This is a genomic window from Legionella cherrii (assembly GCF_900635815.1).
Classification (GTDB): domain Bacteria; phylum Pseudomonadota; class Gammaproteobacteria; order Legionellales; family Legionellaceae; genus Legionella; species Legionella cherrii.
Genome location: NZ_LR134173.1, coordinates 2,611,153 through 2,628,865, shown reverse-complemented (window position 1 = coordinate 2,628,865; position 17,713 = coordinate 2,611,153). Strand labels below are relative to the sequence as shown.

The following is a 17,713-nucleotide window of genomic DNA, read 5'->3' as shown; positions in this document are numbered from 1 at the left end:
TGCAGCAATAATAACTAATCTTAATTGTGCAATGCAACATAAGGAGATGCTATGAAGAACCAATTTTTTGAGCAAAAGATTTTTAACAATATGGATGCTCCAATGCAAAAACTAATGGAACTGAATGTTAAAATGATGCAGAACTTGTCTTTAATTAAACCAATGGATTTATTCAATATAAAAAGACCCGAAGAGTTTTTTAATAAAAATATGGAGCTATTTATCCAAAACAGTCAGATGACTATGAATTATATGAGAGAAACCTTCAATATCCTTGAGCGGCATTGGTTAAATATTTCCCGTGATATGGATCATCGTGCGAACGAGATCATGGATGAAACTTCATCTTTAATGACAAAAAGCACAAAAAAAGTTGCTACCACAACAAAGACTGCAGCAAAAAAAGCATCTACCTCAGCAAAAAAAGCCGCATCTACTGTGAAAAAAGCCTCTTCAGCAGCCCAAAAAGCGGCAACATCGGCTGCGAAAAAAGTATCTTCACCAACCAAAAAAGCCGCGTCGCCTGCTGCTGAAAAAACGTCATCTCTTGCGAAAAAAGCTGCAGCACCTGCCGCTAAAAAGGTAACTTCGTCTACAAAAATGGCAAATGCGAAAAAAAATGCCAAGGTAACCGCTTCTCCAAGTAAAACAACTCCTGCTCTAAAAGCAAAACAAGAAGCACGAAAACCTGAATCCAAACCCACCATGATGCATTCTACAGCACCAATGAGTCATAATTCACCCATAAATCAAACTGCTGCAAAGCCTGGTATGACCGGCGGCAGTAACATGTCACAAGTAGGTGCTATGACCGAAAAAAGTGGGGTTAAAGATATAAATATCCAAAATATAGGTAAAGGTAATCCTATGCCAAACCAATTTCCTAAATGATAATTAATATATGCTAAGAGCCCTGGGCATCATCAGGGCTTTGCGTCACCTATTACCCTCTATTTCCTAAGATAGAGAGTTATTAATCCTTAGTTTTTACCAAGAGCGCCTGACTAAAGACAGGGCTGTTGTTTAGCCTATAGTCTGGGACCGGTATCGGTTTATTTTGAACAAGTTGACTGATAATTAACGGGATCCGTTCTGGAGCATTCCGATATTTACGCTTGCTGTTAATGCTTTTAGCCCTTTGCCGCGTGATGTAAATCAAGTTCCGGGTTATAGAGTTTCTCTAATAAATCAATATATTCAACAGTCTAATCCCGTAGGCTATTTTTAAGTGTAGTTTTTGATCGAAAAACGATCAAATAAGTCGTTGTATTGCCAAGTTTGGAAACTCTGAAATGAAAAGGCCTAGAACCTGTAAATTCGCTATAATCATTCGTTTTCAGGAGTGACTGCAAGCCCAAAAGCCCAATAAACTAGAAACGGTCAAACAATCCTTTAGATACTGGCGTGCCACACGAACAAAGCACGAACAAATCCCCGATGAGTTATGGGAGCAGAACAAGGGGCTATTGGGTGATTATATTCCTTCGAAAATCGGCAGTCATTAGGGATGAGTTCAATCCAAACCTCCGAGATTTGAAATGAGCTTAAGGTGAGGATCGAAATAATCCCCCATGATTATCCAATTATCCAAAATCTTGCAAGCTACTATGTCCACTTAAATGCTATCAGCATGTAAGTGATCTTGAAATTTCAGCCTCAACTTTCATCATTGTTTTTGATTTGTTAACTGAAAAACTTCCTAAGAAAGTTAAAGGTAAAAGACGTGGCTTATTAAGCGCCAAGCAAAGCTCTGACTCGGGATTTTGAACTATTTCTCCTAGGACATCTTCTCTTTTTTTAATATTTAATACGGCATCCACTATACCCTGAAGTTTTCTACCACTGTTCATCCAATAGGGATTCGAACTCCTTTTTCCTTCTTGCAAGCGAGCCATAGTTTCCATGATTTTTAATCCCATATTTCCTTGCTTACTTAAGAAAAGTATCGCCTCATTATAGGAAATATCCTCAGGTGGAAGATTAGTTATTTGTGGGACAAAAATAAGCTCTTCTGTTTCTAACAGACTTGCGAATTGTTGTTTAAGCATTTCGTATAGATTATTTAAATTCCCATCAATGAAGGGAAAATGTGCTGCCAATTCATTGAATAGATAAGGTGATGTACTAAAATTAGGGAATGGAGTTGTAGATGCAGAATGGAAGAGTTTATTTAGTATCTTTATTGTCTCAGAGGGAGCTGCTTCTTTCCCACCTTTATTTGATTGGTCAATAATCTCTTCAAAGGATGATAAAAATCTGAAGTGGCTTAAAAATGCAGTAAGATTATGGTTTGCATCACGAGCAGATACTTGATGCTCACCCACCTTGATCATAATCGATGGAGATATTTCGACGGGCTCATCTGGATTACTACTCAAATAAGGCCCTGTGTTATTAACCATTTCAGTAAATAATGGCATCATTTTTGAAAGGTATTGGTCATCATGTAACCACGCGGATATGATATATTTATAAGATTTAATTTGCTCTGATAATGTTTCCAGAGTCACTGTATTGGAATGCTCCTTAAACTCTTTTAAGAGTTGTTGTTTTTGTCCTTTACTTAAGTCTTTATCTTCAAAAAAGTTTAAAAATGTTGTTAAGTTAGCTTCAGTAACTGTTGCAGGTAAAATGAAATGAAAATGCTTATTCTTCTCTTTGTTTGATTCTTTTCTAAAAAGAAATGAGAGGCTTTTGCCATGAGTAAAATGAGCAAAATCGTGCATTAATCCTTCGCCAATCGATAAAACCGAGTATTGGCTTAATAGCTTTTCATATTTTTTTTGAAAATTTTCTAATTCAGATTCAGGTACATAAACGCTAATAAAAGGGCCGCTTATTTTAATTTTTTTAATGAGTGAATTTTCTGGAAATCGTTTTAAAAACATAATTTATGTCGTCACGAGAGGCTTTTGCCAAAACATACCTCATTATGACTATATTTGCAACATATTGGTTTTTTTTTGAAATCAATGACCATCCATATTATTTGGAATTGTATATATCTGCTTAGTATGTTCGAACAAAGAGTGAAGTGTACTATCATTTTCTACCGTAACACTTGCATCTGAAGTAGGGTCTATATAGGGTACTCCAGCTGGAATTTTCCATTTATTTTACCTGCCGCTAATAATTTCGGTGATGGTTGTAAAGAGACTAAAGCGGATGCTTTATTAGCTTGTTAAAAACCTTTCGATTAGTCCAATTCAAATCAGGAAAAAATGATTACCTGTACAGAATACTAGTCTGCAGCTTGTTGAGCTAAAAGGAAATCCAATGAGGTTTGATTTAGAGTTTCTATCAAATAGCGATGCGCCTTGTAGTGGTGAGCTTCATCGTCCCCGTGGCAGTATACAGACCATCAATACCCTACCTCTGAATAGGGTATCAAAGCGCATACTGGATTTCATGGGTGCACTGTAAAGTATTTCTTTACCAAAAGCATGCGCACCTCAGTCAAACTGTTAGTGTATGATGCGAATGCTATTATAATGATGGTTGCTGCTTCATATTGTGTTTGGATTCACTTCTCTTTTCCATCATTTGACCATGTTTAAATAATTTATGCTGAAATGTTTCTGCTGACTTTCCCGCTTCTTGTGATAATTTATTCTCGGCAGGGGATTGTTTTTTATCAGCTGTTGATGTTTTAAAAAATTTAACATTAGAATACTTTTGATTACTTTCTGCAGATTCAAAATGATTCGACTCTTTAGAAGTAACAACTTTATCTTCCACAGTTGATTCATTTAAACTGGCGATAAAACGATTTACCTCTTGTTCTAAAGCCTGTAAATTTTTATCAAAATCAATCGAGTGAATACTTAAATGTTGATATTCGTTTTGTAGCAAATTTAATTTCTCGAATACATGGTTCCATTTATTAGTTAATTCTAAAAATTTGTTTTGAGAAAAAATCACCAACATAGCTCTTATGTGTGCAATACAGGCCATGAGCTCATCCAAGTTTTGATTTTCTTGATATTCTGAAAAAACAATCAATAATGAATGTTGCACAATGGTATCTAAAACTCTTTTAAATTTTTCCAACTGATCAGTGAGTGAATAATATCGGCTGACAATAAAAGGCTCGAGGACAATATAAAGATCTTTTAAAACATCCTGAATATAAGGAAGACCTTGTTGTTTCTCAAAAACCTGCGTGCTTAATAGAAATGAGACATTGTCAAAATACCTTGATATGTTTTCTTGATCAATTGCATCAAAATCGAAACGCTTTTGATATTTACTATTATAGTAAGTGAGTAATTCACGATAACTTAGCAGATCGTTCGTCGAACTTGAAGCGATTTGGTCTTTTCGAATGTACATCCTCATATCAATATTCAATAAAGAGGAAACAAATCCTAATAATAATATTTTCAATTCATATAAGCCTGCGCTTTCCTCTACTAAGCCGCCGTGACCAAAGAAACGTTGCATCGATATAGATGGCAAAGGGAACTTTGCAGCGGATTCTGGCTCTTTAGTAAATTTACGACCATTTTCAAGTGGCTTACCAAGAAATCTACTTAATCCAAAATCTGTAGGCCTTACGGTGTAACTACCATCTTCGTTTATTTGTAAAAGTATGTTACGTAATGCGGCATCTAAGTGTAAAACTTCGGCTTTATCAATCATTAAAAGTTCTGCATTAATAACTCCCATACTAATCGAAGCTAAAATTAAAAACTGTTCTATTCTACTTTTATTACGAAGTATAATTGCAATTTTTGACCCATCGATACTTTTTTGTTCGAATTGGTTATCAAGCATGCGCTTTTGTTGGCCAATAACATATTCACTCATTATTATTTCGGTATGTTGGGTATTATTAACAATCAATCCTTTGGCACTGGATGGACAATTCAATCCAGGATTTTTCTTCGATAAATCAGACAGCGTAAGACAAATATCTCTTTCTTGTTCAAATTCATATAAGCTTTTGGGCGTTTTTATTCTTAGTTCTTTGAAGACAATCATACGAGAAGGAAACAGAGCACATATTTCGGAGTTATTGCCTAAATATTTAGCCGAATAAACAATGCCAAATTCTCCGCCTGCGAGATACGCTAAATTCCTAATTTCCTCTGTAGGTATCGATATTGGACGAGCACCAACCTCTAATTGTATGTAGGATCCTCGATTCAATAATGGAATTGCTAAGAACTCTTCGATTTTCTTTGCTTCGTTTTGTTTTTCTTCCAACATCACATTTAATTGATAGAGCACATGTTGAAAAGATAAACCTCTTAATTTAATAAGCTCCTCTTGAGGAAATAACTTCAAATCCTCCAGAACTTGAATTACTGCGAGCAAAAAATTCGGTTTAGCTGGGTTCGGATTATTTAGTTTATTTACCATTTCATTTATATTCCGAATTCGATTCGCAATCATTATGCGGGCAGCATCTATTTTTTGATAAAAACTTTCATTTGCCGATTTTTCACTAGCGATCCACCTTTTTAAATCTTCTGCATTTAAAGAAAGTACAGCGACCTCTAAACGCTCGGATTTATATTTATCACTTAGTTTTAACTTGCGAAGATTCCCTGTTGCACTGAAAAGCACTGGATTATTCGTTACAGGCGTGGATTGCAAATCATGAATGAAATTCCTGGTACATATTGTTTCATATTTGCTCCACAAAACATTTAGTACCACCTGAACCAAATAAGGATCCCGATCGAATTGAACTGATGTTTGTTTTTGAAAATCCTCTATATCATCATAGATACATTCTAAAAAATAATAATTGGCTTTAATGTCTTGACTAGTAGAAACATAATTTTCTACATGAGATAGTTTTTCAAGGAGGTCCATGTTACTGCTTAATAAACTGGTCAGTTTTGTTGCGGTCATCTCTGTTGATGTTGTTTGTGACAGAATAGAAAGTAAGTCGGATAAAGTAATTATCGTTTCTCTTAAAATATCTACATTTTTCTTTTGCCCATTTACTATGATGTAGTTTTCTTTAATTGTTCCTTCTTTTAAATGAGCTGATACACAAATTTTCAGAATATTTTTTAAAATATCAAGAATTGTCTTATGCAGCCTTATTTGCAGCTCTTTATCATTTATCCTCGTTATTGCAGACAAAACTGCAACATTAGATGAGATTTTAGCTCTTTTATCTTTTCCACCTACAAGCAGCATTACCAAATGAAGTAACGATAATAACTGATCGAAACTTTTTGCGTCATAGGTCATTGATTGACTAAGATTACTGCATATCTCCATCATCGGTACTATTTTGTGTTGCAATTTATCAACCAATGCTTGTGGATTATTTGTCGAGATTTCTATTTCTGGCGATGCAGTATACAAATGTTTTAAAAGAGAAAAATGCGCCTGTTGGTATTTATCCCTTATAGCCAAAAACCAATTTCGATAATGAAAATTACCCTGAATTTGTTCATAATGACTTATCGTGATTTGTTTCATTAATTCATTGATATGAGCGTATTGCTCGGAATTGAATTGTTTCGGTGTAATTTGATCGATTGCTTTTTCTAAATTATCTAAGGCGCTATGCAACATAGAAAATTTTTGATGAAGGGCATGATCTTCTAATGTAACCGCATGCAAGAGAAATTCATCTAAATCATCACTATCACTATCACTCTCATTGCCTTTTGTCTGCTCAGATTGAATTTCATTATTTTGTTCTAACTGAGTTTCAACATCTGCTGATACTGAGACATCACTTTGCAAAATAGAAAATGACATCTGTTCTCGAGTTGTTAATTTGCCATAAATTTCATCTGCAGGTAATACTTCAACAGGATTTATAGTGGATGAATTAGGAGATAAAAAATTTAAAATTCTTCTTTTAACTTTTCTGTAAGATCTCTTCATCAGCTAAGTCCTTTTCTATTTGCTAAAGCAGGCGCGCATACTACCACAGAGATATATAACCTAACAGATCTCTTTTTGAATTAGAGACTTATCGAGCTTAAGCCTGTTAAAATTGCTGTATGACGGGATTACCTAGCTTTTAAATTGCGCATAAAGTTTTGCTAATCTCTGTGGTAAGAATATCTGAGTAATGTTTTGGGACATCGACGAAGTCATCGAGGCGCAGGATGGCTGGGCCATTGAGAAAATGCCGTACTACAAGTATCGCAGATTCAGACTGCTGAGAAGTAATGCGCTCAAGATAGTTGCTGGCCATTACATGGAAAATAAAAGGGGGCATTTGCGAAGGAAATAATATGGTCTTGAACGTAACTGATTTTGTTTTTTAATGGCGCTTTTTTTTGCTTGTTGGCACAAAAGCGGATCACATTCTGGCGGAAGCACTTTAATAACGATCAATGATAAAGTTTAGATTTTTTTGTTTGGCACATTTATTCGCTTAGCTTGAAGGGCATTACTTGACTCATATCAGGCAGCATGGATTGTATTTTTTTTGCCACAGAATACAACAATAAGTCATTTCCTTGAGTAGCCCCCATTTGTACTGATATCGGAAGCTGATCATGGAACATAACTGGAAGGGTCATCGCCGGTAGGCCTGCTTGGTTAAACAATGAGGTAAAGGGAGAAAATTCCACATTTTTTTGTAAATAATGCTCAAAATCATCATGTGTACTTAATTCTCCTATACGTAATGGAAGCTGAGCTAAAGCAGGCGTTAGTACTAAATCATTTTGATTGAGTAACTGATGAAGGGGCTGAATGAGCTGGTATAAACGACTCTTGGCAATTAAATACTCACCAGCAGAAAGTTTTTTTCCCCGTTGATAGAATTCCCATGTCACAGGCTCAAGTTCATCACGCGTTGCTTTTTTCTTTAATTGAATTTCTTGGATTTTAATAACGGTATATGTATTTGCGGCAATAAGGGAAATCACACAATCACCGATAGTTTGCAGATCTAATGCCAAACTTTTTCTTTGTATTGTATGGCCTAAACTTTTTAATAATTCTTCAACTATGCGTACCGCTTCAAGGCATGGTTTCGCAACAGGTACTGGTGCAAAAACGCCATCTAAATAGATTATGTTTAATTTTCTATCTGGAATAAGAGGATGCACTCGAGATTGATCGGCCAATTGCTTAAATAATGCCTCAGAATCTCGTAAAGAGCGAGTTAACACAAAGTTGACTGCCAGGCCAGACCATAATTCATCCGTTAAAGGACCTGTTGGAGTTAAGCCCCTAGTCGGTTTAAAACCGAATAAACCGCAACATGCTGCAGGAATCCTAATGGAGCCACCTCCATCACTAGCTGTAGCGATAGGCGCAATACCTGCAGCAATTGCTGCAGCTGAACCCCCAGAAGATCCTCCTGTAGTTCTATTAAGGTCATAAGGGTTGTGGCATGGTCCTAATAATGCAGACTCAGTAACATAGGAAAGGCCTAACTCTGGTGTATTTGTTTTTGCAAAAGGAATAAAACCTAATGAAATCATCTTACTCACTAAATCACTTGTGATTTGAGGAATATTTTTAGCAAAAAAACGTGATCCTTCGGTACCTCGTATTCCAGCAATGGGCTGCCCCAAATCCTTTATTAATAGAGGAACACCATAATATGGCTCATCACCATGAAGGCTGGTAAGACATTTTTTTGCAAAATCGGAACAATCAGTCACTACCGCATTGAGTGTTGTATTGACTTCATTTATCCGTGAAAGAGCACAATTCAAGACTTCAAGGGGGCTAACTTCGTGTGTTTTGATTCGTTTTGCCAGTTCGGTTACATCACAACATAGATATTCATCTAATAACATTTCTTGCCCGTTTGGATTAAGAATTCAGGAATAATAATTATTGTTCCTGAATTGAAATTGGATCTGTTGACGATCCTACTATCCTGGCAAAATGTCGTGATTTTAAATGCTTTGTTCATGTACGCTGTATTTCGTGTTCTAAAATCACGACATTTTGGCTCAGTCTAGCGAGTTGTTTAGGATACTTCGTTTATTCTTCATGACAGCTTTTAAATTTTTCTTTCATTTTTTCTTCCATTTTTTTCATTCTATTTTGAAGTTCTGTTTTTTGTTGTGGGTTAAGTACTGCATAAATTTGATTCTTAGCTGTGATCTTAGCTTTCATCATGTCGCCGATCAGTTTTGTCTTTTTATCAATTAAACCGTCAACTGTTGATTGATCCATATTGGCCGATTCAGCTTGTTGATTGAGTTGGTCATGTAAGCCCTTCATTTGAGCTGCATCATTTTGTATTGTTGATTTTAGTTGCTCTAAAATAGGTTTTATCTTAGATTTTTGGCTGTCATCAAGTTTTAATGATTCAACCATATTTTTCAATCCTTCCCCGCAGCCCCAAGAATGGGCTAATACTACTGGGCTAAGTGCTAACGTAAAAGTAAATGCAGCTGCTTGTATGATTTTCTTATACATGATAAGTCCCTTCCTTAGTTAAAATGATAAAATCATAGGTAAGTATAGATGCTTTAAATGATTTTTGTAAAAAAATATAAGATTTAAATGAAATAAAAAAAAACTCTTTGAGCTATAAGGAATCAATCGTTCAAATTTTCTATTTTTTGTTTTGTAAATATATTTTACATTCTTCTACTGATAATGGATGGTAATAATAAAATCCTTGGATTCCATCAATACCCTGTTCCCGTAAAAAGTGAAGTTGTGATTCATTCTCAACTCCTTCAGCAACAACCTTTATATTTAACTTATGCGCAATTGTTGCAATTGCTTTAATAATCGTTTGATCTAAATAATCATTATGACAATTATTAATAAATGCTTTATCGATTTTTATTTTTTTCACGGGTAAATGTTTCAAATAAGATAAACTCGAATAACCAGTACCAAAATCATCAATCACTAAACTAATATCCATTTCTTTTAATAAATTAATTTCTTTGTATAACTTATCACTATATTCAATGAAAACTGATTCTGTGATTTCCAACTCAATAGAGGATGTATCAAGTTGATTTTCAGCCAATGCATCCGCAATGATTTTACTCAGTGAATGTCGAATAAATTGAACTGTGGATATATTAATCGCAATAGGCCCAGGGAGCATTTTTTTATCTTGCCATTTTTTCGCCTGGCGGCATACATTTTTAATAATCCATTCACTAACCGGAATGATTAATGGGCTTTTTTCTAAATTGGGTATAAACTTTCCTGCATCTAAGACACCTTTTTCTGGATGAGCCCAGCGTAATAAAGCTTCAAGCCCAACTATGTTTCCTGTGCGTGCGTCACAAACTGGTTGATACTTTAAGAAAAACTCTTGTCTATCATAGGCACGCTGTAATTCTTTACCCAGCCCATGGGTTTGTTGGTACTCTTCATAGAGTTCATTAGAGTAATAATGAAATTGATTCCTTCCTTTCTCTTTTGCTTGATAAAGAGCTGTATCAGCCTGTTTAAGTAGAGTTTCTATATTTTTCCCATCATCAGGGTAGATACTTATACCCATACTGGATGCGATTTGAATTAAATGTTCATCTATAGGAACTGGTTTGGTAATATCAGCGAGCAATCGCTCAACGATTGTTGTAATTTGTTCTTTTGAATTGATATTAAACAGGATTATTGCAAATTCATCACCACCTATTCGAGCAGCGATATCAAACTCACGTAAACAGGAAGTAATTGTTTTTGCGACATGCATCAGCATCTTATCTCCATTATCATGTCCCAAAGTGTCATTAATTACCTTAAAATAATCAATATCCAAAAATAATAAAGCAATCTTCCCCTGAAATCGGGTCACCTGATTTGTATTGTGTTGAAATATTTCATAGAGTAAATTTCGATTGGCCAGTCCGGTTAATGGATCATGGGTCGCTTGATAATAAAGTTTGGCATTTTCAAGCGAAATCATTGCTTGGGAAGCGAGTAATTGCAAGTTATCCAAATGACTTGGAGTAAAGGTACAGCTACTGCTGTTGTTCTCTAAATATAGCATTCGACATAATTGACTCTTATAGAACAACGGCATCATTAAAAGAGATCTTGGATTTTCTTGCTGTACATATTCATCTTGAACAGTGAGTTCTGATTGAATTGCATCATTTAAAATAATGGCTTTTTGAGTACGTTGAACATAATTTAGGATGGAAGTGGGGTATCTTGTAGTCTTTTCCTGATCTATTGGGCTATTGAGGTAGATCATTTGATGATCTAAATTTCCTTCTGCTTCAATCATCCACTTATCATTATCCTGAGTCAGAATAATACCTCGTTGTGCACCCGCATTTTCTAATACAATAACTAAAAGTTTTTGGAGTAATTTATCAAGTCGAATTTCACTCGAAATAAGCTGATTAAATTTTAAAACAGTCAACATATCTATAGTTGGTGTTTTAACTTGCAGATCGGGATAGTAGTTAATTAATGCCGTTGTCTGAGAAGATTGTTCTAAATGTTTTACTTTAGTATGTGCCCCCCAATCCTTGAAATAATGATGGGCATGAGACAGATAAATTTTTGCGATATTATCTATTTTGATTTTATCGCAAAAGTAAGCAGCTCGTTCACTAGCAATTGCCGCAACTAAGACTAGTCCGCTTGTAAGAGCTGCTTCGATCGCTTGCTCATAGAGTACCAGGACACTCTCATTTTGCTTCTTTAAACTCATATATTCAGCATTTATAAGTAAAGAATAAGCTTTAAAGTTTCCAGGACACCAAGTTTCATATTTTTTAACAAATGCTTTGAGTTCCTTTAATTTTTTTAAATAACGACGATGTTTATTTTTGGGTAACTGAGCTAATAAGCTTAAAAGGGATAACGCATAGAAAAATTTACCATCGAAATGGATAATCATGCCTTTATCATACTCCGAATAGAGCTCATGGTTGCTTCCTGCTTTGACTGCCTCAGCAAAATTCCCTAGGAGAAAGTGTAGTTGTGTCAGAGAGCTATAGAAAAAGCTTAATTCGGTTTTATTTTTTCCACTAATGATACTTTTTTCAAATAAAGATAATTGTTTGATTTGTGTAAAGCCAGGTTTCTCCAGACCTTGCGTCATATAATCCCAAAAAGTGGTTACATTAACAAAATCTGAAATGTTCATGCGTGACATAAACGATAAAGCCGATTTTATGTATTTTTTACTTTCATCTAACTCTTTACCCGCTGAAAATGAATGAAGTATCAGAAGCAGGTTACTGTAATTACTGTATACTAAGTCACCTACTTCACAACACAACTTAAATGCTTTAATCACTGTGTTATTACATAAATTAAGTGATTTTTGATAGGGCTCAATAAAAGTTCCTAGAACAAATTGATTTTTACCTTCAAAATTTGATGCACCATATTCTTTCTTCAGCCGGTTATAAAGCGTTACAAATGAAATGGCATCATCGTAAAAATTTAAGGAATGCATAATAATGAATGCATAGACCGGAATTGACATCGATGTACTTTCAGTATATCCGTACTTTAAGCTTAAGATAATATTTTTGCAGGTCAGAAGCACGAACAATTGCTGATTCGTGATAAATGCACTATTGAGCAGTTGAGTAATTAGATTCACTATCGCGATCTGCTTTAAGTCACTCATCAGAGGTAAATGTAGGTTTTCAATTTTTGTATGTCTTAATTGAAATTTAATTCTAAAGATCGAGGCCAATATATTTATTGAACTGGGTTTCGTTGGTATCTTCATGCCAAAACTTCGTAATGCATTTAATCCTATCTGTAGTGCTTCAGTATGTTTTCCCAGTGCCGAGAGCATTTCAATCTTCAAACGATAAATTTCAATTTTATCCAGCGCATCGTGTGCGTGGTTTAATAGCTCGCTAAAATACTCATCTGCAATTTTAAAATCACCAATTAAATATCTGCAAACTGCAAACTCCTTAAAAAGCTGGAACATCAGATTATAATTTTTTTTCCAATTATATGGTTTTAATAGTTCAACACCGACAGTTAGATGCTCATTTGCAACATCATATGCTGAGGCCAATTTTGCTTTTTGTCCTGCCCATAAATTATATTGAGCCAACTTCAATCGTTCGCTTGATTTATGAATTAATGAAATACTTTGATTAAAATGTTTTAATACATCAAAAAGCCGCTCATCATATTCAACAAGGGGATTTTCTTTTAATAATAATCTGCCTATCTTTAAATGAATATCCGGTCTTTCGTGTTCATTAATTAACTCATAAGCAGCTTGCTGAACTCTGTCATGAACAAAAATATAATGTAGTGATGTGTTGCCAAGACATGTAATTTTTTCATTTAAACCCATCAAACCCGATGTTTTATAAACTTCCTCAACCGGGTAGATTAAATTTGCTTTCATCGCTTCCCACAAGTGTTCCGCTATCTGGCTAATGGATTGATTGGTAATTATTTGTAAGGTTTTAAAGTTGAATTGATAGCCGAAACATGCTCCTAATTTTAAGATTTCTTGTGTGGCTTTGGGGAGCAAGTGAATTTTGCTAGTCAAAAGATCAATGACATTATCCGTGGCACTCTGTTGTTGAATTTTGTTTAAGTCCCACTCCCAAGCAGCATGCTCATAAGAGAAAACCAATAAGTTTTGTGCATAAATTATTTTTAGAAATTCATTAATAAAAAATGGGTTACCCTGAGTTTTATAAAAAACACATTTGGCCAAATCTTGGACTTTTTTGGGTGAGCTGGATAATGTATCGACCAGAAGACTTTGAATGTTATTTAAGCGCAGTGGCTGTAGAGTCAAAGTACTTAAGTTCACTTTATTTTTATCTAGGTTGTTAATACTTAATTGTAACGGGTGATTATCATTGATTTCATTATCACGATAAGCGCCAATAATGAGTAAATGATTCGTTTCTCTATCCTGTAACAAGTTTTCAATAAAATTTAGGGAAGAATTATCAGCCCATTGTAAATCATCTAAAAACATAACGAGAGGATGTTCTGCTTGAGCGAAGATTCGTACAAAATTTTGAAAGGCCAGATTAAAACGTATTTGAGTTTCAGCAGGGCTCAACGGGAGTACTGGTGGTTGTTTGCCGATAATGAGCTCAACATCTGGAATAACATCAATGACAACCTGACCTATATTACCTAAAGAATGGATAAGCAATTTTTTTAGCTTCTCTAGTTTGGTTTCACTCTCTGATAGGACTTGTTTTACTAAATTTTTAAATGCAGCAACAATGGCGCTATAAGGGATACTTCGTTGTAATTGATCAAATTTTCCCTGAATATAATAACCCCTACGTTGAATAATCGGTTTATGTACTTCTTTCACTAATGAGGTTTTTCCGATGCCAGAATAACCCGCAATTAAAACAATTTCTTTACCACTGTGGCTAATTCGATTAAAAGCTTTGATTAATTTTTCTACTTGTAGTTCTCGGCCATATAAATTACGAGAAATACTTAAATGATCGTGAATATCGTTTCGACCAAGGGTAAAATCACTAATCGCTCCTTTTTGTTGCCATTGATTTAAGCACTCCTTAAGATCCGATTTTAATCCAATAATACTGGAATAACGATCCTCAGGCATTTTGCACAACAATTTCTCGATAATTGCATCCAGCATTCTGGGCGCATCAGGTCTAACATTTAATATGGTTGGTGGCTTTTTGGCAATATGACAATGTACTAATTCAAGTGTATCAACTGTTTGAAAGGGTAATCGATTAGTCAACATTTCATAAAATGTGATACCCAGTGAATAAAAGTCAGTGCGATAATCAACTGGACGGTTAATACGTCCAGTTTGCTCTGGGGAGATATAGGCCAAGTCTTCTTCTAATGTTTCTAATTTCAAATAATCAAAGGTTTCTTCAGTTAACTTGGAAGAGGTACTTAAGTCAACCAGCTTAAGGTTGAGTTGGTCTGGATCAATAACAATATTAGATGGCTTAATTTCTTTGTGAATAATATGTCGCTGATGTAATTCTCCAACTATATCAACAAGTTGCAATGATAAAATTAAAAAACTCTCAATATCCAATTGATGCATAAGAAGGTATGAGGTTAATAATTGCCCTTTGACATCCTCAAGAATTAATACAGGCGTTTTTAAATTTTGCAAAAAATCATAAGCTTTAATAATTGTCGGAGCTTCAATCATATTCAGTAAATAATATTCATGCTGCAAAATAGCCAAGTTCTCAGAACTGGAGTGTGGCTTACTTGGTGTTTTAAGAAGAACTCTACGACTGTCTCTTAGTCGCAAGGCATAATAGGTATCAATATTATGGTTATGCCGCATTTTTTCTCGTAATGCATAGCCGTCTATAGAAATCATTTATTTCCTTAGCAACTGGTTAGACAAAGGATGTTCAATACTTCTTTATATTATAGAAGATATTGAAGCTTAATAAGGCGGTTAATCAAAGTATTTATATCTCTTAAAAAACAAATGCATATGACCTCAAAATTCATCTTTTCTATTAATTATTTTTCAATCAAACTTAGAATATGAGGGATGTGGGGGTATCACCACTCATAATCATATGTTAATAAAATAAAGTTATAATCCTGGCAGCCAGTATAAAAAGCCGAACTACCCCAATATCACTTGATTAAATTTAATTCAATATGTAATATATTATTTGATTTTATTGAGAACAAAATGACTAAATTAAATTTAGAGTATGCTACAAATGGTTTAAGGTTCTTTACTCAAATTCAAAGTGCAAATTCAATTATTCGTGAATCGAAGCAAAATGGTTCAATTTCTACTTTTAATGCTGAGGATGAGAATGAAATTGGCCGAAGCTCAAGCTATGCCGCTTTTCCAGAATTAAGAGTCAAAAATACTAAAATAACCCTAGATGTTTTTCGTCGTTGTTTAGAGGATAGAGGCATTAAAGATGCTGCATTTCAAAATAAAATTTTACATATGACATTGCAAAGCAGAGCATGCATTCACTATGCAATGAACAAAATAGTTGACTCATTACTGTATTTAGAAAATGAAAATCCTATATGGATGTCTCCTTACTTACCCGAGTACAAAATAGAATTACAAGTTGTTAATAACAATAGTGTGGATTTTATATTTAAAGGCATTTGGCAAACTCTGGCTACCGATAGCCAAACAGGAGAAACAGTGGATGCGGTTGAGACCTGTGTTAAAATAAATATATCTCGCGATGTTGTAGCGATCACTTCTTTTGAACTTACAAAATTGTCAGACATGCCAAATGTAACCAAGGCTTTTGAGCGTCTTGAAGCAAATCAGCAAAATATTCTAATGAAACTTATCACGTTCATACGACACATACTTGGATACAATAGTGAGCTCAGATTGGAAGAACAAGAAGAGAATGATCCGAGTTGGGCTCCTGCCACTAATATATAAGCTTTTAATCAATATTCTTTGTTAAGCAAAATAAGCAGGCACCGCGCATGAAGCGCAGTGCATATTGTCACATCAAATCATCTATGCTTCTTCAGCACCGGCTGTCACATTTCCCATAGTGTAGGAGTGTGCTCCCGTACCGGCTAGTCTGCCTTTATCTACAATAAGATAAACATCACGGATAGGACGTCCTTCTAACCAACACTCTAAAATCTCCCGAGTACCTGCAGCATAACGCGCTTGAGCAGACAAGGAAGTTCCCGAAATGTGTGGAGTCATGCCCTGGTAAGGCATTGAGCGCCAAGGGTGATCTTTAGGGGCAGGTTGTGGGAACCATACATCACCCGCATAGCCTGCAAGTTGTCCATTTTCACAAGCCTGGACAATGGCCTCACGATTGCATATTTTTCCTCGAGCAGTATTAATTAAGTACGAGCCGCGCTTCATTTTATTAATCAATCGCGCATCAAACAAATTTTCTGTCTCAGGCGTCAGAGGGCAGTTAATAGTAATTACATCACATGCTTGTACTAGAGACTCCACATCATGATGGAATACAAGACCCAATTCTTTTTCAGTGTTTTCTGGTAAACGATGACGATCGGTATAATGCAACTTAACGTCAAATGGTTTTAAACGTTTCATGACCGCCAAACCAATACGTCCGCATGCTACAGAACCTACAGTCATTCCTTCCAAATCATAGGAGCGCACGACGCAATCCGCAATATTCCAACCTTTTTGAACAACCCACTGATGGGAGGGTAGATAATTACGTACTAAAGAAAGAATCATCATCACCACATGCTCGGCAACACTGATACTGTTTGAATAAGTGACTTCAGCTACAGTAACATTATTTTCCTGAGCAGCTTGCAAGTCTACATGGTCCGAACCGATACCTGCAGTAATGACTAATTGTAGTTTTTTTGCTTTAGAAATTCGTTCAGCAGTTAAATAAGCCGGCCAAAAAGGTTGGGAAATAACCACATCAGCGTCGGGCAATTCTTTCTCAAAAACTGAATTAGGGCCTTCCTTATCTGAAGTCACTATGAATTGGTGTCCCTGTGCTTCAAGAAATTGGCGTAAACCCAATGCACCAGAAACAGATCCCAGTAAAGTTCCTGGTTTAAAATCATAATGCTTAGGAGTAGGGACACTTTGTCCATCAGGATAGTGTTCTATTTTTGGAAGTGTGTCTCGAGCATAATATTTGGGATATCCATTAATCGGATCCTCATAGAGAACACATAAAATTTTAGCCATACATTTTTCCTTAAATAAAATGGTTAAATTGAGGCAAGGCGTTCAATTTTATTTCATCTGTTGTGAAAGGATGACAGAACGCCAAATTTAGCATCAGGCTCCTATTTGCTAAATTCTCGGAACAAGATAATGAATTTATTCTGTTAACTTGTAAACTATTATCAATAAAAAAAAATT

At 35.1% G+C, this 17,713-nt stretch carries 8 protein-coding genes; 2 read left to right on the top strand and 6 right to left on the bottom strand.

The window, feature by feature from the left end; translation table 11 throughout:
* The first annotated feature begins 51 nt into the window (after positions 1-51).
* Positions 52-891: a hypothetical protein gene (locus tag EL022_RS11080; RefSeq protein WP_051544415.1), complete on the top strand. Its 840-nt coding sequence runs from the start codon at positions 52-54 to the stop codon at positions 889-891.
* A 734-nt stretch (positions 892-1,625) separates the two neighbouring features.
* Here the strand turns inward: EL022_RS11080 and EL022_RS11075 are convergent.
* From EL022_RS11075 to EL022_RS11055, 5 genes are all read right to left on the bottom strand, one after another.
* Positions 1,626-2,888, bottom strand: a complete 1,263-nt coding sequence (locus tag EL022_RS11075) for a hypothetical protein (RefSeq protein WP_028380513.1) — start codon at positions 2,886-2,888, stop codon at positions 1,626-1,628.
* Between the two features lie 598 nt (positions 2,889-3,486).
* A complete protein-coding gene (locus tag EL022_RS11070; protein ID WP_126325197.1) occupies positions 3,487-6,729 on the bottom strand; it encodes a protein kinase family protein in 3,243 nt (1,080 codons plus the stop codon).
* A gap of 620 nt (positions 6,730-7,349) precedes the next feature.
* Entirely contained in the window at positions 7,350-8,738 is a 1,389-nt protein-coding gene (locus EL022_RS11065; protein ID WP_028380515.1) for an amidase, read from the bottom strand.
* 190 nt (positions 8,739-8,928) lie between these two features.
* Entirely contained in the window at positions 8,929-9,369 is a 441-nt protein-coding gene (locus tag EL022_RS11060) for a Spy/CpxP family protein refolding chaperone (RefSeq protein ID WP_028380516.1), read from the bottom strand.
* Between the two features lie 139 nt (positions 9,370-9,508).
* The gene (locus tag EL022_RS11055) at positions 9,509-15,211 is read right to left on the bottom strand and encodes an EAL domain-containing protein (RefSeq protein ID WP_028380517.1); all 5,703 of its coding nucleotides are present in this window, start codon (positions 15,209-15,211) and stop codon (positions 9,509-9,511) included.
* Between the two features lie 327 nt (positions 15,212-15,538).
* Between EL022_RS11055 and EL022_RS11050 the strand changes: the two genes are divergently transcribed.
* Positions 15,539-16,270 carry a hypothetical protein gene (locus EL022_RS11050; RefSeq protein ID WP_028380518.1) on the top strand — a complete coding sequence of 244 codons (732 nt, stop codon included), beginning with the start codon at positions 15,539-15,541 and terminating at the stop codon, positions 16,268-16,270.
* 81 nt (positions 16,271-16,351) lie between these two features.
* Here EL022_RS11050 and EL022_RS11045 read toward each other — a convergent pair whose 3' ends face one another.
* Positions 16,352-17,536 (bottom strand): NAD-dependent formate dehydrogenase, encoded by a 1,185-nt coding sequence (locus EL022_RS11045; protein WP_028380519.1) that lies wholly within the window; start codon positions 17,534-17,536, stop codon positions 16,352-16,354.
* Positions 17,537-17,713 lie beyond the last annotated feature (177 nt).

Excerpts from the sequence above, each read along its gene's own strand:
- EL022_RS11050 (WP_028380518.1), top strand. The coding sequence starts at position 15,539 with ATGACTAAATTAAATTTAGAGTATGCTACAAATGGTTTAAGGTTCTTT.
- EL022_RS11065 (WP_028380515.1), bottom strand. The coding sequence starts at position 8,738 with ATGTTATTAGATGAATATCTATGTTGTGATGTAACCGAACTGGCAAAA.
- EL022_RS11060 (WP_028380516.1), bottom strand. The coding sequence starts at position 9,369 with ATGTATAAGAAAATCATACAAGCAGCTGCATTTACTTTTACGTTAGCA.
- EL022_RS11045 (WP_028380519.1), bottom strand. The coding sequence starts at position 17,536 with ATGGCTAAAATTTTATGTGTTCTCTATGAGGATCCGATTAATGGATAT.
- EL022_RS11055 (WP_028380517.1), bottom strand. The coding sequence starts at position 15,211 with ATGATTTCTATAGACGGCTATGCATTACGAGAAAAAATGCGGCATAAC.
- EL022_RS11075 (WP_028380513.1), bottom strand. The coding sequence starts at position 2,888 with ATGTTTTTAAAACGATTTCCAGAAAATTCACTCATTAAAAAAATTAAA.
- EL022_RS11070 (WP_126325197.1), bottom strand. The coding sequence starts at position 6,729 with ATGTCATTTTCTATTTTGCAAAGTGATGTCTCAGTATCAGCAGATGTT.
- EL022_RS11080 (WP_051544415.1), top strand. The coding sequence starts at position 52 with ATGAAGAACCAATTTTTTGAGCAAAAGATTTTTAACAATATGGATGCT.